Consider the following 19,247-nt stretch of genomic DNA (forward strand, 5'->3'; position numbering starts at 1 on the left):
CCCCCCCCCCCCCCCCCCCCCCCGCCGCCGTTTTCTCTGTTTCCGCCCCGCTTCCGACCCGCGACGCCCCACTCTCACCCACCCGCATCCCCACGGTTCCCCACTCGGTGCGACGGACCGGCCGGCGGTGGATCTTTTCGCGGTGACTACGGGTTCCGACCTGCGGTTTTCACGAGTTCTCGACGGAGGAGTGCGACGGGACTCGCGGGCTGTGTCGGGTGTTTGCAGTCACGTTCGCAGGATCCCCCACTTTGGCCCATGTCTGTGAACTGCAGTTATCTCTCGAAACTTGTCAAATCGGCTCCTCGTTTGGAGTCGCGGTGGGGGAAAGTGGGGTACTGTGGTGCGCAGCGGATCGTGGGAGCGACCCGCAAGAATGCTGGGACGCACCAACCGGTGATGCCCCAACAGATTCGCCACAGGGGCTCCGGCAGGAGGTGACGAGATGTTTCTCGGTACCTACACGCCGAAGCTCGACGACAAGGGGCGGCTGACGTTGCCCGCGAAGTTTCGGGACGCGTTGGCTGGAGGGTTGATGGTCACGAAGGGTCAGGACCACAGCCTTGCGGTGTACCCCCGTGAGGAGTTCACTGCCGTCGCGCGTCGAGCTGCTGCCGCTTCCCGAACCAGTCCGCAGGCCCGCGCCTTCGTGCGTGGACTTGCATCGGGAACCGACGAGCAGCATCCCGATGGCCAGGGCCGGATCACACTGTCTGCCGATCACCGCCGCTACGCGGGGCTGTCGAAGGACTGTGTGGTGATCGGTCAGATCGAATTCCTCGAGATCTGGGACGCCCGAGCGTGGGAGTCCTACCTCGCGGAGCACGAAGAGAGCTACTCGCAAGCCAGAGACGAGGCGCTCGAAGGGATCTTCTAGCCCGGAGACGCCAACGGCGAGTGCCGCGAGGCCTCTGCCCGAAGGTGACCCTGACGCACTTCCCCAGCGCCAGGTTTGCCGCCGGGACCCTGACGCACTTCCCCAGCGCCAGGTCCCCGATCGGACAGGGACCCCGAGGCATTCGCCCACCCTGCACAGCAACACACCGCGGAAGAGTCGGAGGAATCATGGTCGACGGCGAGGACGGCAAGCAGTCGGTCCCCGGCGAGTTCGGTCATGTCCCGGTACTGCTGAATCGCGCAGACGAACTGCTGGGGCCCGCGATCACCGCTGACAACCCGCGCGGTGACGGTGCAGTGATGATCGACGCGACCCTCGGTCTCGGCGGGCATTCCGAGTACTTCCTGCGCACCTATCCCGGGTTGCATCTCATCGGCCTGGATCGCGATCCCGAGGCGTTGCGTATCGCTTCCGGCCGGCTCGCGGCCTACTCGGACCGCACCACGTTCGTGCACACCCGTTACGACGGCATCGTCGATGCCCTCGAACAGGCAGGGCTCGACCCCGTCGGCTCGGTGCACGCGATCCTGTTCGATCTCGGGGTGTCGTCGATGCAGCTCGACGAGGCCGACCGGGGCTTCGCTTACTCGATCGACGCGCCACTCGACATGCGGATGAACCCGACTACCGGCATCACGGCCGCCGAGGTCCTCAATACCTACAGCCACGGCGAACTGGCGCGGATCCTGAGCACGTACGGCGAGGAGCGGTTCGCGGGCCGCATCGCGTCCGAGATCGTGCGTCGCCGCCAGAAGCAGCCGTTCACCACCAGCGCCGCGCTGGTCGAACTCCTCTACGACGCCATCCCGGCCGCCACGCGCCGCACCGGGGGACACCCCGCCAAGCGGACGTTCCAGGCACTGCGGGTGGAGGTCAACGGCGAACTCGACTCGCTGCGGGACGCGATCCCCGCGGGGCTGGATGCGCTCGCGGTCGGTGGGCGTGTGGTGTTCATGTCGTACCAGTCGCTCGAGGATCGAGTCGTCAAGCTGGAACTCACTCCGCGGGCGAAATCGAAGACTCCCGAGGGGCTTCCGGTGGAGCTGCCGGGCATGGGTCCGGAGTTCAAGATCCTCACCCGTGGTGCGGAGCGGGCCTCCGAGGCCGAGATCGAAGACAACCCGAGGGCGGCACCGGTCCGCCTGCGGGCAGCGGAACGAATCGCGAGGAAGGCGTAGCGCATGACTGTGCAGATGACTCCCGTCGGTGTCGGGTCCGCGAGTCTTCGCCGGTCGGATGCCGCGCAGCGCGCCTACGAGCGTCGTCGGCAGCGTGCCACCGTGGCGGGTCACCCGTCTGCGTCGGACACGCGCTTCTCCTCCGTCACGACCATGCCGAAGGACGTCGTGGCCCGGATCCCGTTCGTGGCGTCCATCATCGGGCTGCTGTGCCTCGGGCTCGCGGCCACGCTCCTGCTCACGACGCGCTCGGCGGAGGATTCGTACGAGCTGGCGGCTGATCGGGCGCACAATCAGAGCCTCCGTGAGCAGGCCGTGGACCTCAAGCGCGAGGTGGAGGCCGGCAACTCGGCGCCGATCCTCGCGCAGAAGGCCGCCGAACAGGGTCTGATTCCCGCGAAGGATCCGGCTCGGCTGCTGCTGGCGCCGGACGGGTCCGTCCAGGTGGTCGGCACGCCGAAGCCGGCGGAGGGCAAGCCGGTCGCCCCGCTGGACCGCGAGCCGGCGCCGGTCGTCGCTCCCGAACGCACACAGCAGCAGACGCGCCCCACGCCTCCGTCCGCGGCAGCCCCGAGCACGGCCGCCGCGCCGCAGCCGGTCAATGACGGCCGCATCCAGGCGCAGGGTGAACAATTGACGCCTGTGACGGTCATCACGCAACCTCCGGTGGGCGCACGCCAGTGAGCGGCTCCGCTCCTGCTCCGCGGCGTCGCCGGCCGGCACCCCCGCCTCGACGTCCGAAGCGGGGGAGTAAGTCGCCCGCCCAACGCGGCGCTTCCTTCGAGTTCCGTCTCCGTGGCGGGCGCCTCGTCATGCTCGGCGCCCTGGCAATCGTTGCGGTCCAACTTCTCTGGGTCCAGGGGATCGCCGCCCCTCGGCTGTCCGCCGAGGCCGCCAATCAGCGCACCACGACGGTGACACTGCCCGCGGTGCGTGGCACGGTCGTCGACCGCAACGGCAACAAACTCGCCTACACGCTCGACGCGAAGGCGCTCACGTTCCAGCCCGTCGCCGAACGCAAGAGGCTCGAAGAGGAACGCACGAAGAACCCGGAGGCGCCCGAACCCGACGAGCGCCTGCGCGAGATCGCGAAGGGGATCCACAAGCGCCTCGGGGACACCGTTTCCGAGAGCGACCTGCTCGACAAGCTGAGCAGCGACGAGACCTTCGTCTATCTCGCGCGCAGCGTCGATCCCGCGATCGCCGCCGATATCGGCGACGAGTTCCAGGAGGTGGGACTCGAACGGCAGGACATCCGTGAGTATCCGGGTGGTTCGCTGGCCGCGAACATTGTGGGGGCGACCGGATGGGACGGACACGGACTGCTCGGTCTCGAGGCGTCGCTCGACTCGACGCTGGCCGGCAAGGACGGCTCGGAGACCCACGACCGGGGCTCCGACGGCGCCGTGATCCCGGGCAGCCGGCGCGATCTCCGGGAGGCCGTCGACGGGTCCACGGTGGAACTCACCATCGATTCGGATCTCCAGTACTACGTGCAGCAGCAGACGCAGCAGGCCAAGGATCTGTCGGGCGCCAAGAACGCGTCGGTCGTGGTGCTCGACACGAAGACCAGCGAAGTGCTCGCGATGACGAACGACGGCACGTTCAACCCGGCGATCGGGGTCGGCAACAATCCGCGCACGGCACAGATGGGCAACCTTCCCGTGAGCTCGCCGTTCGAACCGGGGTCGGTCAACAAGATCGTCACGGCCGCGGCGGCGATCGAGTACGGACTGACGACGCCCGACGAGGTCCTGCAGGTTCCGGGCACGATCCAGATGGCCGGCGTCTCGGTCAAGGACGCCTGGGCGCACGGGGTGGTGCCGTTCACCAGCACCGGAGTGTTCGGAAAGTCCTCCAACGTCGGCACGCTGATGCTCGCCGAACGTGTCGGCGAGGAACGCTTCGCCGACATGCTCCACCGTTTCGGGCTCGGCCAGGTCACCGATGTCGGGCTGCCGGGTGAGAGCGCCGGCAGCGTTCCGGCCCTGGAAGACTGGTCCGGCGGTACATTCGCGAACCTGCCGATCGGCCAGGGCCTTTCGATGACGCTGCTGCAGATGACCGGCATGTACCAGGCGATAGCGAACGACGGTGAGCGGATCGCGCCGCGGATCGTCAAGGCCGTCGTCGACGAGGACGGCACCCGCACCGAGACCGAACGACCGGAACCGGTCCGCGCCATCAGCGAGGAGACGGCCCGCACGGTGCGCGACATGTTCCGGTCGGTGACCCAGAAGGACCCGATGGGTTACCAGCAGGGCACCGGTCCGCAGGCGGCCGTGGAGGGCTACCAGATCACCGGCAAGACGGGAACGGCCCAGCAGGTCGATCCGGCGTGCCGGTGCTACTCCAACTCGAACTACTGGATCACCTTCGCCGGTATCGCCCCGGCGGATGATCCGCGGTACGTCATCGGCATCATGCTCGACGCCCCGTCGCGAGGCGTCGACGGCGGCGGCGGGCAGTCGGCCGCGCCGCTGTTCCACAACATCGCCTCGTGGCTGCTGCAACGCGACAGCGTTCCGATGTCACCGGATCCGGGTCGGCGGTTGGTGCTTCAGGCGGATTGACGAGGCCGGCAGCGTGACGATTCCCACGGACCGGTGGGTGCCGGGCACGCTGACTCGTGCAGCGGGAGTCGCCGCCGGTAATCTGACATGTCGATCATCACGCGGATCCTCGTACGAGGATCCGAGTGCGAAATCCATCGGACACCGATCCGAAGCGACCCGAGAGGACCTACTGCCTGTGCATCCGAGTCCGCAGCCGTCAACGCCGGACGCGTCGGCGGTGAGTGGTCTCCGGCCGGAGAATCCACCGTTCACTGCCCTGACCGACCTCGCGGTGCGCATCGGCGCCCGACTCGAGTGGATCGGGCCGGCCGGTGCCGATGCCGGCGGGGTGACGGGCGTCGAGTTGCGAGCGCAGGCCGTGCGCCGGGGTGACCTGTTCGCCGCACTGCCGGGAGCCCACACACACGGTGCAGAGTTCGTGCGCGCGGCCGTCGAGGCGGGTGCGCGCGGTGTGCTCACCGACGACGCGGGTGCGGCGGTGGTCGCCGGGCGGATGGCCGACGCCGACGTGTCGCTGCCGATGCTGGTGCACCCGGACCCGCGGCAGGTCCTCGGCGAGGCCTCGGCCACCATCTACGGGCACCCGTCCGAGCACATGCGCGTCATCGGGATCACCGGCACGTCCGGGAAGACCACGACGTCGTATCTGGTCGAATCGGGTCTCGCTGCGGCCGGGCACACGATCGGCCTGGTCGGCACGATCGAGACGCGGGTGGCCGGGCATCGGGTGCCGAGCGCCCTCACGACGCCGGAGGCCCCGCAGTTGCACGCGCTGTTCGCGGCGATGCGGGAACGCGGCATCGATACCGTCGTGATGGAGGTGTCGAGCCACGCGCTGGCGCTGGGCCGGGTGGACGGTGTCCGGTTCGCGATCGGGGCGTTCACCAACCTGTCGCAGGACCACCTGGACTTCCACAAGGACTTCGACGACTACTTCAACGCCAAGAGCCGGCTGTTCGCCGCCGACTCCGCGGTGTGCGCGCAGCGCGCGGTGATCTGCACCGACGACCAGTGGGGCGTCCGGATGGCGGACATCGCCCGGCAGGCGCACCCGGATACCCCGGACGCGGTCGAGACAGTGTCGACGCGCACGACCGCCGACTGGACCGCCACCGCGACGTCGGCGTCCGACACCGGAACCCAGGTCTTCACCCTCACCGGTCCCGACGCCACGTCGCGCACCGCGACGCTCCGTCTGCCCGGCCACTACAACGTCGCCAACGCGGCACTGGCCGCGGCGATCTGCTGCGCGGCGGGAGCCGACGTGGAGGCGGCACTGGCCGGGATCGCGGATGTCGACGTCCCGGGCCGGGTGGAGCGGGTCGAGCGCGGCCAGGACTTCCTGGCTGTCGTCGACTACGCCCACAAGCCGGCGGCGCTCGAGGCCGTCATCACGACGCTGCGCGGACAGACGAAGGGACGGATCGCCGTCGTCGTCGGTGCCGGCGGTGACCGCGACCGTGGCAAGCGTCCCCTGATGGGCGAGGCGGGTGCCCGCGGTGCCGATCTGCTGGTGGTCACCGACGACAATCCGCGCACCGAGGATCCGGCGGCCATCCGCGCGCAGATGCTCGCGGGAGCCGACGAGGTTCCGGAAGCAGAGCGCGGCGAGGTCCGCGAGATCGGTGACCGAGGGGAGGCCATCGCCGCGGCGGTCCGTTGGGCACGCGCCGGCGATGTTGTGCTCGTGGCCGGTAAGGGTCACGAGGCGGGCCAGGAGGTCCACGGGGTGAAGTACCCATTCGACGACCGCGAGGTCCTGGCAGAGGCGATCGCACGGATCGTCCCGGAGGATCGCGCACACGGAGGAAACGCATGATCCCGATGACGCTCGCCCAGATCGCTCAGGCGGTCGGCGGGACGCTCCACGACGTCGACGATCCGTCGGCCACGGTCTCGGGAACGGTGGAGTTCGATTCCCGCAAGATCACCCCGGGCGGCCTGTTCCTGGCGTTGCCGGGTGCACGGGTGGACGGTCACGACCACGCGGCCGGCGCGGTCGCCGCCGGAGCCGTCGCGGTGCTCGCGGCCCGGCCCGTCGGGGTCCCCGCGATCGTCGTCGAACCGCTCGGCCCGTCGGGCAGCGGCGCGCTGGCCCTCGAACACGACCGCGACGGCTCCGGTGCCGCGGTGCTCGCGGCGCTCGGCAAGCTGGCCCGTGCCAGCGTCGACCGGCTGACCACCGAGTCGGGGCTGACCGTGGTGGGTGTCACGGGATCGTCGGGCAAGACTTCGACGAAGGATCTGCTCGCGGCCGTGCTGTCGCCGCTCGGATCGGTCGTCGCCCCGCCGGGATCGTTCAACAACGAACTGGGTCATCCGTGGACCGCGCTGCGCGCCGACTCCGACACCCGGTTCCTGGTGCTCGAGATGTCCGCGCGCGGCCGCGGCCACATCGCGGCACTGGCCGAGACGGCGCCGCCGCGCATCGGCGTGGTCCTCAACGTCGGCACTGCGCACCTCGGCGAGTTCGGATCGCGTGAGGCGATCGCGGAGACCAAGGGTGAACTGCCCGCGTCGCTGCCGTCCGCTGCCGACGGCGGCGTCGCAGTGCTCAACGCCGACGACCCGCTGGTCGCGGCGATGGCGGCACGCACCGAGGCGCGTGTCGTGCTGGTCGGGCTGTCGGGCAACGCCGACGTCCGCGCCACCGATGTGCGCCTCGACGACCAGGCGCGCGCGAGCTTCACGCTGACGTGCTCGGCCGGAACGATCCCGGTCACCCTCGCGGTGCACGGTGAGCACCACGTCGGCAACGCGCTCGCGGCGGCGGCCGTCGCACTCGAATGCGGTGCCACGCTCGAGCAGATCGCTGCGGCGCTCGGCGGCGCGGCACCCGTGTCGGCGCGGCGGATGGAGGTCCGGGATCGCGCCGACGGTGTGACCGTCGTCAACGATTCCTACAACGCCAACCCCGATTCGATGCGTGCCGCGATCAAGGCACTGGTGTCTATGGCGAGGTCCGGGCGTGGTCCGGCACGCCGGACGTGGGCGGTCCTCGGTGAAATGGCGGAACTGGGTCCAGAATCAGTGGTCGAGCACGACGCGATCGGACGGTTCGCGGTGCGCTTGGACGTGACCAAGCTGATCCTCGTCGGACCGGGCCGTCCCGTCCGCGCGATGTACCAGGGAGCGGTGATGGAAGGTTCGTGGGGTGACGAGGCGATCCACGTGCCCGACGGTGCGAGCGCGATCGCACTGCTCGAGCAGGAACTGAGGGCCGGTGATCTGGTGCTGGTGAAGGCGTCGCAGTCGATCGGCCTGTGGGAGGTCGCGGACGCCGTGCTGGCCACCCAGGTGGCGGGTTCGGCGACCGGTGAGGGGGCGCCGCAGTGAGGCAGATTCTCTTCGCCGCGGGCATCGCGCTTGCGGTCTCGATCCTGCTGACGCCGGTCCTGATCAAGGTCTTCTCGCGGCAGGGCTTCGGGCAGGAGATCCGGGTCGAGGGCCCGGCCAGTCATCAGGCGAAGCGCGGCACGCCCACGATGGGCGGTGTCGCGATCCTCGCGGGTATCTGGGCCGGTTACTGGGGCTCGCATCTCATCGGAATCGGCTACGACGCGGAGGGTCCGACGGCGTCGGGTCTGCTGGTGCTCGGGCTGACGACCGCGCTCGGCGCGGTCGGCTTCCTCGACGACTTCATCAAGATCCGCAAGCAGCGCAACCTCGGCCTGAACAAGACTGCGAAGCTGGTCGGCCAGCTCGTCGCCGCCGTCGTGTTCGCGATCCTGGCGCTGCAGTTCCGGGGCGGCAACGGGCTGACCCCGGGCAGTGTGCACCTGTCGTACGTGCGCGACATCGCGACCGTGAGCATGGGCTCGATCGTCTTCATCCTGTTCGTCTATCTGCTGGTCAGCGCGTGGTCGAATGCGGTGAACCTCACCGACGGCCTCGACGGTCTCGCGGCCGGCTCGATGAGCCTGGTGCTCGGTGCCTACGTCATCATCACGTTCTGGCAGTACCGCAACGCGTGCAGTGGCGGACCGGGCAGCGCCGGACCCTCGAAGGGCTGCTACGACGTTCGCGATCCGCTCGACCTGGCGCTGCTGTGCGCGGCGGGTGCCGCCGCGTGCATCGGCTTCCTGTGGTGGAACGCGGCTCCGGCGAAGATCTTCATGGGCGATACCGGTTCGCTGGCCCTCGGCGGCATGCTCGCCGGCCTGTCCATCACGACCCGCACCGAGCTGCTGATGGTCGTCATCGGTGCGCTGTTCGTGGCCGAGGCCGCGTCGGTGGTCATCCAGGTGGCCGTGTTCCGGTCGAGTCGCCGACGCGTCTTCCGGATGGCCCCGTTCCATCACCACTTCGAACTCGGTGGCTGGGCGGAAACCCAGGTGATCATCAGATTCTGGCTGCTGGCGGCGATCGCGTCCGCGATCGGGCTGGCGTTGTTCTACAGCGAGTACCTCGCGGCGATCGGGGACTGATCCATGCCGATCGATCCTGCGAACCTGGACGGACTGCGCGGAGCCCGGGTCCTGGTGACCGGTGCCGGTATCTCCGGTCGTGCCGTGATCGCGCCGCTGCACGACCTCGGAGCCCACGTGACGGTCACCGACACCGCCGTCGACGCGCTCGCCCGCTGCGCCGAGGCGGGAGCGTCCACGGTCCCGGTCGACGACCTGGTCGCCGCGCCGCAGCGGCTGGCCGAGTTCGCGCTCGTCGTCACGAGTCCGGGCTTCCGCCCCGATGCGCCCGTGCTCGCGGCGGCCGCGGCCGCCGGGGTGCCGGTGTGGGGTGACATCGAGTTCACGTGGCACGTCGACCAGGCCGGGATCTACGGCCCGGCGCGGCAGTGGCTTGTGGTCACCGGGACCAACGGTAAGACGACGACGACGTCGATGCTGCACTCGATCCTCGAGGCCGCCGGGTTCGTGTCGGCGGCGTGCGGCAACATCGGTCTTCCGGTGCTCGACGCGCTGCGCGCACAGCCGCGGGCCGAGGTGCTGGCCGTCGAGTTGTCGTCCTTCCAGCTGCACTGGGCGCCGTCGGTGCGGCCTGCGGCCGGCGTCGTGCTGAACATCGCCGAGGACCATCTGGACTGGCACGGCGGCATGCCGGGGTACGTCGACGCGAAGGCGCAGGCGTTGACCGGTGCCGTCGCGGTCGTCGGGCTCGACGACGCGGTGGCGGCCTCGCTGGCGCCGCGCCCCCGGGACGGCCGCACCGTCGGGTTCCGGCTGGGCACGCCGGGCCACGACGAACTCGGCGTCGTCGACGGCACTCTCGTCGACCGGGCGTTCGGGGACGGTGCGTCGCTGGTTCCGGCGGACGAGATCAGCCCGCCGGGTCCGGCGGGAGTGTCCGACGCACTGGCGGCCGCCGCTCTGGCGCGCGCGATCGGTGTCTCCGCCGACGCGGTCGCCGCGGGGTTGCGAGCGCACCGGGTGGGTCCGCACCGCGCCCAGGTCGTCCGCACGCTCGCGGAGGTCACGTTCGTCGACGACTCGAAGGCGACCAACCCGCACGCGGCACGGTCGTCGATCGTCGCGCACGACTCGGTCGTGTGGATCGCCGGTGGCCTCCTCAAGGGTGCCCGCGTCGACGACCTCGTCGCCGAGGTCCGCGACCGGATCGCCGCCGCCGTCCTGATCGGGCGCGACGCCGGCGTGATCGCGGACGCGCTCGCACGACACGCGCCCGAGGTACCGGTCGTTCGCATCCACGCGGGCGACGATGGGGGCGTGGGCGAAGACAACGACACAGCCGCGGCCACCGCCGCTGCTGCGCAGGTGTTCGATCTCGATCTTCCCGCCGTCGACGCGGACACGGTGATGTCGGAGGCGGTGCGGTCCGCAGCCGCCCTGGCGGCGCCGGGCGACGTCGTCCTGCTCGCGCCCGCGGCGGCGTCCCTCGACATGTTCGACTCGTACGGTCACCGCGGCCGCAGCTTCGCTGCGGCCGCTGCCGCGCTCACCGCAGCCGACACCGGCCGGGGGATCGAGGGATGACCACGTCCGGCGAACGTGCGCCGCGCACCAGGATCGGTGCGTGGCTCGCGCGTCCGCTGGCGTCGTTCCATCTCGTCGTCACGATCGCGATACTGCTGACCGTGCTCGGTCTGGTGATGGTGCTGTCGTCGTCGAGTGTCGAATCGGTGGCCCGCGACGGATCTGCGTACGGCAAGTTCACCTCGCAGCTGATCTTCGCGTCGCTGGGCATGGTGATCTTCTACATGGCGCTGATGATTCCGATCCGGGTTATGCGCAAGTGGTCGTTGTGGGCGTTCGCGTTCACGGTCGCGATGCTCGTGCTGGTGCTCATCCCCGGCATCGGCACGAAGTCGTTGGGCACCCGCGGCTGGTTCGTGATCGGCCCGATCTCGCTGCAGCCGTCGGAGCTGGCGAAGATCGCGTTCGCGGTGTGGGGTGCACATATCCTTGCGACGCGCCGCCGCGAGAACCCATCGCTCAAGGAGATGCTGATTCCGCTGGTGCCGGCCGCACTGGTGGTGTTCGTGCTGATCGTCCTGCAGCCCGATTACGGCACGACCGTGTCGCTCGCGATCATCCTGCTGGCATTGCTGTGGTTCGCGGGACTGTCGCTGAAGATTTTCGTGAGCATGCTCGTGGCCGGAGGTACGGTCGCGGTCGTCCTCGCGCTGACCGCCGGTTACCGGTCCGCCCGCGTGCAGGCGTTCTTCAACCCCGGCAACGATCCCCAGGGAGACGGCTACCAGGCGCGACAGGCCAAGTACGCGCTTGCCGACGGCAGCCTGTTCGGCGAGGGGCTGGGACAGAGCCGCGCCAAGTGGAGTTATCTGCCGCACGCGCACAACGACTTCATCTTCGCGATCATCGGCGAGGAACTCGGGTTCATCGGCGCCGGCGCCGTGATCGGACTGTTCGCGCTGTTCGTCTACACCGGTCTGCGGATCGCCCGTCGATCAGCGGATCCGTTCCTCCAGCTGCTGACCGCAACGGCTACGGCGTGGGTCACCGGGCAGGCGTTCATCAACATCGGCTACGTCGTCGGCGTTCTCCCGGTCACGGGTCTGCAGCTGCCGCTCGTGTCGGCGGGCGGCACGTCGACCGCGACGACGCTGCTGATGTTCGGACTCGTCGCGAACGCGGCCCGGCACGAACCCGAGGCGGTGTCCGCGCTGCACAGCGGTCAGGACGGTCGCGTCGCCCGGCTGCTCCGGTTGCCCAAACCTGCGGCATACATTCCACCCCGGAAGCGGGGCGCCGCCGTCATCCGCGGCCAGGAGAACCGGAAGGTCCAGCCCGCCCGCGGCGAGCGCGCACCGGCTCGGACCGAGCGGGTGGGTGCCGGTAATCCGCATACCCGGGGACAAGGCCGCGGACACGACACCTCGCGGCGCATGCCGCCGGGCAGAGAGCGTCGGGCGGACGACAACGAGGGGCGAAGCCCCATGACGGAGCGGGGGCGCGCGACTCGTGCGCGTGACCCGCGTCCAGGAGAGCGAGGAACACGTAGGTGAGCGGCGAGAACGGTAGGAACACTGCCCTTTCGGTGGTGGTCGCCGGTGGCGGAACCGCCGGACACATCGAGCCGGCGATGGCCGTGGCGGACGCGATCCGTGCACTCGATCCGTCCGCTGTGGTGACCGCACTCGGCACCCAGCGCGGACTCGAGACCACGCTCGTGCCGGAGCGCGGCTACTCGCTCGAACTGATCCCGCCGGTGCCGTTGCCGCGCAAACCCACGATGGATCTGCTGCGCCTGCCGGGGCGGCTGCGGCGCTCGATCGCCGCCACCCGCGAGATCCTGGACCGCACCGACGCCGACGTGATCGTCGGCTTCGGTGGCTACGTGGCGCTGCCCGCCTATCTGGCGGCCGGTGCCGGACTGTCGCGCCGCCGCCGGAAGATCCCGATCGTCATTCACGAGGCCAACGCGAGTGCCGGCATCGCCAACAAGATAGGCGCCCGTCGGGCCCGACGCGTGCTCGCGGCGGTCCCCGGCTCGGGGGTCGCGGCGCGCGGCGCGTCGGAGGCCGAGATCGTGGGCATCCCGGTGCGCTCGTCCATCACGGGACTGGACCGGGCCGCGCTGCGGGCGAAGGCACGGGAGCATTTCGGCCTGCCCGCCGACGGACCGGTGCTGCTGGTCTTCGGCGGTTCGCAGGGGGCGCGGTCGCTCAACGAGGCCGTCGTCGGTGCCGCACCGCAGCTGGCCGACGCCGGCGTGTCGGTGCTGCACGCGTACGGGCCCAAGAACTCGGTGGACGTCGAGTCCCGGCCGGAGGCGCCGTACGTGGCGGTGCCGTACCTCAAGCAGATGGATCTCGCGTACTCGGCTGCGGATGCCGTGATCTGCCGTTCCGGTGCGATGACGGTCGCGGAGGTGTCCGCGGTGGGCCTGCCCGCCGTCTACGTGCCGTTGCCACATGGAAACGGCGAGCAGGAGCTCAACGCCCGGCCGGTCGTCGCGGCCGGCGGTGGGATGATCGTGGCAGACGCGGAGCTGACGCCGCAGTTCGTGGCGGACACCGTCGTACCGCTGCTCGGGGACCGAGCGCGACTCGACGAGATGGGTCGTTGCGCCGCAGGCGCCGGTCACCGCAGCGCAGCCGCTGCGGTCGCGCAGATCGTTGTCGACGTAGCAAGGGGAAACCGATGAGTGAGCAGCTACCCGTGGGTCTCGAGCGGGTGCACATGGTCGGAATCGGTGGTGCCGGCATGTCGGGCATCGCGCGGATCCTCCTCGCTCGCGGTGGCCAGGTATCCGGTTCCGATGCCAAGGAGAGCCGGGGTGTGCTGTCGCTGCGGGCGCGGGGCGCCGTGGTGCGCATCGGTCACGACGCGAGCGCGCTCGACCTGCTGCCGGGCGGACCGACCGCGGTCGTCACCACCCATGCCGCGATCCCGAAGGACAACCCCGAACTGGTGGAAGCCGCGGCCCGCGGAATCCCGGTCATCCTCCGGCCGGCGGTGCTCGCGTCACTGATGCAGGGACATCGCACACTCCTCGTGTCGGGCACGCACGGGAAGACGTCGACCACCTCGATGCTCGTGGTCGCATTGCAGCACTGTGGATTCGATCCGTCGTTCGCGGTCGGCGGAGAGCTGAACGAGGCGGGCACCAACGCGCACCACGGCACGGGTGACGTCTTCGTCGCCGAGGCCGACGAGAGCGACGGCTCGCTCCTGCAGTACGACCCCGACGTGGTCATCGTCACCAACGTCGAGGCCGACCATCTCGACTACTTCGGCACCAGCGAGGCCTACGTGCAGGTCTTCGACGACTTCGTCGCCCGGATCGCACCTGGCGGCCTGATGGTGGCGTGTCTCGACGACCCGGGATCGGCGGCGCTCGCGCGCCGCACGATCGAGTCGGGCCGCGACGACATCCGGGTCGTCGGCTACGGCACCGCGGACGGTGTGGCCGCCGCCGGTCCGGTGCCGGTCGGCGTCGAACTGGTGTCGTGGGAGGCCCGCGACACCGGGGGAGTGGCCCAGATCCGGTTCGCCGGTGAGGACACCGAGCGCACCCTGCGCCTCGGCGTACCCGGAAAGCACATGGCACTCAACGCGCTTGCCGCCCTGCTCGCCGGTCGCGGTGCGGGGGCATCGGTCGACGAACTGCTCGAAGGGCTCGCCGGGTTCGGCGGGGTCCATCGGAGGTTCCAGTTCACCGGGCGTGAGCGGGGTGTCCGACTGTTCGACGACTATGCGCACCACCCGACGGAGGTCCGCGCTGTGCTCGGCGCGGCAAGCGATCTCGTCGAGGACGACCGGCAGCCTGGCCGGGTCGTCGTGGTGTTCCAGCCGCACCTCTACTCGCGGACGGTCACGTTCGCTCAGGAGTTCGGCGAGGCCCTCGATCTGGCAGACGAGGTCGTGGTGCTCGACGTCTACGGCGCCCGGGAGGAGCCGCTGCCCGGGGTGAGTGGCGCGCTGGTCGCACAGGCGGTGACGAAACCCGTTCACTATCAGCCGGACCGGTCGCAGGTGCCGCGCCAGGTCGCGGGCCTGGCGGAACCGGGCGACGTCGTGATCACGATGGGTGCGGGTGACGTGACCATGCTCGGTGGTCAGATCCTCGATGCACTGCGTGCACGGCCCAACGGCAATCGTTCGGCGGCAGCGGGATCCGGCTCGGAGCAGTCGTGACCTCCGATCGTCGTCGGCGGTCCCGGGGTGGACGGCCCGACGCGAGGCGGGACCGTCGTGTCCGTACCCGTCCGGGCGAGCAGATCGAGTCGGACTCGTCGGTGCTGGTCGATTCACCGGAGTCGTCGGACCGCGCCGGCCGGGGATCCACCGATCGGGCGCGTGCCAGGTCGTTGCGCCGCAAGGTTTTCCTGATCGGCGGAACGGTGGCTGTGCTGATCGTCGCGCTGACGGCGACGCTGTGGTTCAGCCCACTGATGTCTGTGCGGACCGTCGAGTTCGTCGGTGACGGCGTGCTCTCCTCCGAGGAAGTGCTGGCGCAGGCCGGAATCCAGGAGGGCCGACCGTTGCTACGGGTCGACACGGCTGCGGCCGCGCAGCGGGTCGCGGGCATACCGCGGGTGGCAGAGGCGCGGGTGCGCCGGGAGTATCCGTCGACCGTCGTGGTTTCGGTGACCGAGCGGATTCCCGTGGTGTTCTTCGATTCCCCGGAAGGTACCCACCTGATGGACGACACCGGGGTGGACTTCGCGATCGAGCCACCGCCGTTCGGTGTGGTGCGCCTGGTGACACCGACGCCGGGTCGTGACGACCATGCGACGCAGGCCGCCCTCGAGGTGCTCGAGGCGTTGCCGGAGTCGGTGCGATTCCAGGTCTCCGAGGTTGCCGCGCCGACGATTTCGAGTGTCTCGGCTACTCTTGTGGATGGTCGTGTCGTGGTGTGGGGCAGTGCCGAAGGCTCCGAGAGGAAGTCGGCGGTGGTGTCCGTGCTGCTGACGCAGCCCGGCCGGATCTTCGATGTGTCGAGTCCCGAGTTGCCCACAGTAAAGTGATGGGCGATCCTGGGGCGCACACCGCGATCCGGGTCAGGGGCAACCATGTCCCGCAAACATGTCCCGCAAAAACTTGGCGCGTGTCGGCGCGCCTGCTGGCGGATCGCTATGGCACTGCATAGCGTTTCGCTCAACTGGAGTACTTGACATAACCTTGACCCTGTGGTTGAGGTTGAGGGTTTTCCGAAACTCATCCCGTTGCACGAGCGCGAATCCACTCACGGAAGGCGAGAGCCCATGACGCCCCCGCACAACTACCTCGCCGTAATCAAGGTCGTCGGTATCGGCGGCGGCGGCGTCAACGCGGTCAACCGCATGATCGAGCAGGGACTCAAGGGAGTCGAGTTCATCGCGGTCAACACCGACGCGCAGGCGCTGCTCATGAGTGATGCCGACGTCAAGCTCGACGTCGGACGCGAACTCACCCGCGGCCTCGGCGCCGGCGCCGATCCCGAGGTCGGTCGCAAGGCCGCGGAGGACCACAAGGACGAGATCGAAGAGGTCCTCAAGGGCGCCGACATGGTCTTCGTCACCGCCGGTGAGGGTGGCGGCACCGGAACCGGTGGCGCGCCCGTCGTCGCGAGCATCGCGCGCAAGCTCGGCGCTCTCACGATCGGTGTCGTGACGCGGCCCTTCTCGTTCGAGGGCAAGCGTCGCGGCGGTCAGGCCGAGTCCGGCATCTCCGCGCTGCGTGAGTCGTGCGACACCCTGATCGTCATCCCGAACGACCGCCTGCTTCAGCTCGGCGACGCCGCCGTCAGCCTGATGGATGCGTTCCGCAGCGCCGACGAGGTGCTCCTCAACGGTGTCCAGGGCATCACCGACCTGATCACCACGCCGGGTCTGATCAATGTCGACTTCGCGGACGTCAAGAGCGTCATGTCCGGCGCCGGTAGCGCGCTGATGGGCATCGGCTCGTCACGCGGTGAGGGCCGGTCGATCAAGGCCGCGGAGACGGCGATCAACTCGCCGCTGCTCGAGGCGTCGATGGAGGGTGCGCGGGGCGTGCTGCTGTCGATCGCGGGCGGCTCGGATCTCGGCCTGTTCGAGATCAACGAGGCAGCCTCGCTGGTTCAGGAAGCCGCACACATCGACGCCAACATCATCTTCGGAACGGTCATCGACGATTCGCTCGGCGACGAGGTGCGGGTCACCGTCATCGCCGCGGGCTTCGACGGTGGTGCTCCGGTGAAGCGTCCGCTCGAGGTCCAGTCCGCGATCGGCCGCGGCAACATCGGCGCCGGTCGTGCCGGTGAGGTCGGACAGTCCGAGCGTGCCGCCGCGCCCGCCGAGCCGGCTCCGGCCGCTCCTGCGGCACCGGTTGCACCTGCGGCTCCGCGTGAACCGGTCGGCGCGCCCACCGGTTCGAGCCTCCCGCCGCTCGGCTCCACCGGGTCGCGTGCAGTGCCGGTCGGCAACGAGGACGGCGAGGACGACGACGTCGACGTGCCTTCCTTCATGCGCCGTTGAGCGGGGCAGCTGTGACGGGTGTGCGGGTCCGTCGGGTCGTCACGAGTCGATCCGGCGGGGTATCCGCGGCGCCCTACGATTCGTTCAATCTCGGTGACCACGTCGGTGACGATCCGGCGGCGGTCGAGGCCAATCGCCGTCGACTGGCGGACGGGATCGGGCTGCCGTTCGAGCGCCTGGTCTGGATGGAACAGATTCACAGTCGGAACGTGACCGTCGTCGACGGTCCTGTCGACGGCCCCGTACCGGCGACGGATGCGCTCGTGACGAAGGTGCCCGGCCTGGCGTTGGTCACGCTGAGCGCCGATTGTGTCCCGATCCTGCTGTCGGACGACGAAGCGGGCGTGATCGCGGCGGTGCACGCCGGACGCATCGGTGCCCGCATCGGGATCGTCCCCAAGGTGATCGGCGCGATGATCGAGCAGGGCGCGCGTCCCGAGCGGATCGGCGCCTTCCTCGGGCCCGCGGCCAGCGGGCGTCAGTACGAGGTGCCCGCCGCGATGCAGGCCGACGTGGAGAAGTTCCTCCCGGGCAGTGCGACGCGGACGGCGAAGGGCACTCCCGGGCTCGATCTACGTGCGGGGCTGCGCCGTCAGCTGCTCGCCGCGGGTATCTCGGGCGTCGCGGAGGACCCGCGCTGCACGATCGAGGATCCGACTCTGTTCAGCCACCGCCGGGGCGCACCGACCGGCCGACTGGCCGCCGTGATCTGGATGGATCCGTCCGGGCCCGAGTGACGGAGGAGAGTTGACTGTCGGGATGGGTAGGCACGAGGAAGTCGCGTCGGCCCTGACGCGCGTGCGCGCCAGGTTGGATGCAGCCTGTCGTGACGCCGGTCGGGATCCGTCCGAGGTCACCCTGTTGCCCGTGACGAAGTTCTTTCCGGCATCGGATGTTCGGATTCTCTACGACCTCGGGTGTCGGGCGTTCGGGGAGTCCCGCGAGCCGGAGGCGAGCACGAAGGTCGCCGACTTCTCCGCGGACCCGGGCGTCGCCGAACCCGTGCACTGGCACATGATCGGGCGGCTGCAGCGGAACAAGGTGAAGTCCGTGGTGCGCTGGGCCGACACGGTCCATTCTCTCGACAGTGACCGACTCGCGGAGGCGCTGTCGGGTGCCGTCGGTGCCGCGCTGGACGCGGGGGAGCGTTCGGGCCCGGTCGAGGTCCTGATCCAGGTGAGCCTGGACGGCGACCCGACCCGAGGCGGGGTCTCCGTCGCGGACCTCGAAGCCCTGGCGGATCGGGTAGCGTCCGCGCCCGGTCTCGAACTGGCCGGCTTGATGGCGGTGCCGCCGCTGGGGGCGGATCCCGACGCGGCGTTCGCGCAGCTGCACGAGGTACACGCCGACCTGATGCGGGTGCATCCGGGCGCGGGGACCCTGTCCGCCGGAATGACCGGGGATCTGGAGTCCGCGGTGCGCCACGGTTCGACGTGCGTGCGTGTCGGAACTGCGCTGCTCGGGTCTCGACCGATAGTCTCGAAATGATCACCAGTCACATATGGAACATCAGCCACACCCGGATCTCTGCGGTCGACCGCAGGATTAGCCAGTACCAGTCCGCCGCGCCCAGGAAGGTCGATCAATGAGCAGCCTGCACAAGTTCAAGGCTTACTTCGGCATGGTTCCCCTCGAGGACTTCGAGGACGACTACATCGACGAGCCCGGTCAGGGTCGACGCGAATACGCGGAACCGGGTTACGCATCGGCACGTCGAGACGACGTCGACAGCGATTTCGATCGCTACGAGCCCGCACCCCGTCCGTCCCATCAGCGTGTCGAGTCGATCGCCCCGCGTGGCGGCGCCCCGCGTCCGACCCGGGGTTCGCTTGCCGTGGACTCGCGACTCGACAGGGTCGAGAGCCGCCGCTCCGCCCTCGAGGAGAGCGGCCCGCTGTCCAAGATCACGACGCTTCGGCCCCGCGACTACGGCGAGGCGCGCACGATCGGTGAGCGTTTCCGTGACGGCACCCCGGTGATCATGGACCTGGTCGAGATGAGCAACGCCGACGCCAAGCGTCTGGTCGATTTCGCCGCCGGCCTCGCGTTCGCACTGCGTGGATCCTTCGACAAGGTGGCCACCAAGGTGTTCCTGCTCTCGCCCGCCGACATCGACGTTTCGGCGGAGGAGCGCCGCCGGATCGCAGAGACCGGCTTCTACAACCAGAAGTGACCCGGGCGCGGTCGGCCGGATCATGTGACCCGGCAGGCTG

General features: G+C 69.6%; 16 protein-coding genes. All 16 read left to right on the plus strand.

Annotation, left to right across the window (positions count from 1 at the left end; all coding sequences use genetic code 11):
• Window positions 1–445 precede the first annotated feature (445 nt).
• Window positions 446–877 carry a division/cell wall cluster transcriptional repressor MraZ gene (gene mraZ, locus LCL87_RS13665; RefSeq protein WP_225020437.1) on the plus strand — a complete coding sequence of 144 codons (432 nt, stop codon included), beginning with the start codon at window positions 446–448 and terminating at the stop codon, window positions 875–877.
• 188 nt (window positions 878–1,065) lie between these two features.
• Entirely contained in the window at window positions 1,066–2,076 is a 1,011-nt protein-coding gene (rsmH, locus tag LCL87_RS13670) for a 16S rRNA (cytosine(1402)-N(4))-methyltransferase RsmH (RefSeq protein ID WP_225020439.1), read from the plus strand.
• 3 nt (window positions 2,077–2,079) lie between these two features.
• Window positions 2,080–2,760 (plus strand): cell division protein FtsL, encoded by a 681-nt coding sequence (ftsL, locus tag LCL87_RS13675; protein ID WP_225020441.1) that lies wholly within the window; start codon window positions 2,080–2,082, stop codon window positions 2,758–2,760.
• Window positions 2,757–4,649 carry a peptidoglycan D,D-transpeptidase FtsI family protein gene (locus LCL87_RS13680; RefSeq protein WP_225020443.1) on the plus strand — a complete coding sequence of 631 codons (1,893 nt, stop codon included), beginning with the start codon at window positions 2,757–2,759 and terminating at the stop codon, window positions 4,647–4,649. Before ftsL ends, LCL87_RS13680 begins: the two co-directional genes overlap by 4 nt.
• Before the next feature lie 220 nt (window positions 4,650–4,869).
• Window positions 4,870–6,471 (plus strand): UDP-N-acetylmuramoyl-L-alanyl-D-glutamate--2,6-diaminopimelate ligase, encoded by a 1,602-nt coding sequence (locus LCL87_RS13685; RefSeq protein WP_225020445.1) that lies wholly within the window; start codon window positions 4,870–4,872, stop codon window positions 6,469–6,471.
• Window positions 6,468–7,988 (plus strand): UDP-N-acetylmuramoyl-tripeptide--D-alanyl-D-alanine ligase, encoded by a 1,521-nt coding sequence (locus tag LCL87_RS13690; protein WP_225020447.1) that lies wholly within the window; start codon window positions 6,468–6,470, stop codon window positions 7,986–7,988. The genes LCL87_RS13685 and LCL87_RS13690 overlap by 4 nt, the downstream gene beginning before the upstream one ends.
• Window positions 7,985–9,079: a phospho-N-acetylmuramoyl-pentapeptide-transferase gene (gene mraY / locus LCL87_RS13695; RefSeq protein WP_225020449.1), complete on the plus strand. Its 1,095-nt coding sequence runs from the start codon at window positions 7,985–7,987 to the stop codon at window positions 9,077–9,079. The genes LCL87_RS13690 and mraY overlap by 4 nt, the downstream gene beginning before the upstream one ends.
• Window positions 9,080–9,082: 3 nt before the next feature.
• Entirely contained in the window at window positions 9,083–10,603 is a 1,521-nt protein-coding gene (murD, locus tag LCL87_RS13700) for a UDP-N-acetylmuramoyl-L-alanine--D-glutamate ligase (protein ID WP_225020451.1), read from the plus strand.
• Complete coding sequence (gene ftsW, locus LCL87_RS13705) at window positions 10,600–12,096, plus strand: putative lipid II flippase FtsW (RefSeq protein WP_225020453.1); 1,497 nt, start codon at window positions 10,600–10,602, stop codon at window positions 12,094–12,096. The genes murD and ftsW overlap by 4 nt, the downstream gene beginning before the upstream one ends.
• Window positions 12,093–13,238 (plus strand): undecaprenyldiphospho-muramoylpentapeptide beta-N-acetylglucosaminyltransferase, encoded by a 1,146-nt coding sequence (murG, locus tag LCL87_RS13710; protein WP_225020455.1) that lies wholly within the window; start codon window positions 12,093–12,095, stop codon window positions 13,236–13,238. The genes ftsW and murG overlap by 4 nt, the downstream gene beginning before the upstream one ends.
• The gene (gene murC, locus LCL87_RS13715; RefSeq protein WP_225020457.1) at window positions 13,235–14,731 is read left to right on the plus strand and encodes a UDP-N-acetylmuramate--L-alanine ligase; all 1,497 of its coding nucleotides are present in this window, start codon (window positions 13,235–13,237) and stop codon (window positions 14,729–14,731) included. The genes murG and murC overlap by 4 nt, the downstream gene beginning before the upstream one ends.
• Window positions 14,732–14,832: 101 nt before the next feature.
• Entirely contained in the window at window positions 14,833–15,564 is a 732-nt protein-coding gene (locus tag LCL87_RS13720; protein WP_510850773.1) for a cell division protein FtsQ/DivIB, read from the plus strand.
• 237 nt (window positions 15,565–15,801) lie between these two features.
• A complete protein-coding gene (gene ftsZ / locus LCL87_RS13725; RefSeq protein ID WP_225020459.1) occupies window positions 15,802–17,034 on the plus strand; it encodes a cell division protein FtsZ in 1,233 nt (410 codons plus the stop codon).
• Complete coding sequence (gene pgeF, locus LCL87_RS13730; protein ID WP_225020461.1) at window positions 17,031–17,771, plus strand: peptidoglycan editing factor PgeF; 741 nt, start codon at window positions 17,031–17,033, stop codon at window positions 17,769–17,771. The genes ftsZ and pgeF overlap by 4 nt, the downstream gene beginning before the upstream one ends.
• Window positions 17,772–17,793: 22 nt before the next feature.
• Entirely contained in the window at window positions 17,794–18,522 is a 729-nt protein-coding gene (locus tag LCL87_RS13735) for a YggS family pyridoxal phosphate-dependent enzyme (protein ID WP_225020462.1), read from the plus strand.
• A 97-nt stretch (window positions 18,523–18,619) separates the two neighbouring features.
• Window positions 18,620–19,207, plus strand: a complete 588-nt coding sequence (locus LCL87_RS13740) for a cell division protein SepF (protein ID WP_225020464.1) — start codon at window positions 18,620–18,622, stop codon at window positions 19,205–19,207.
• Window positions 19,208–19,247 lie beyond the last annotated feature (40 nt).

Source organism: Prescottella equi (assembly GCF_020171745.1).
Lineage (GTDB): Bacteria > Actinomycetota > Actinomycetes > Mycobacteriales > Mycobacteriaceae > Prescottella > Prescottella equi_A.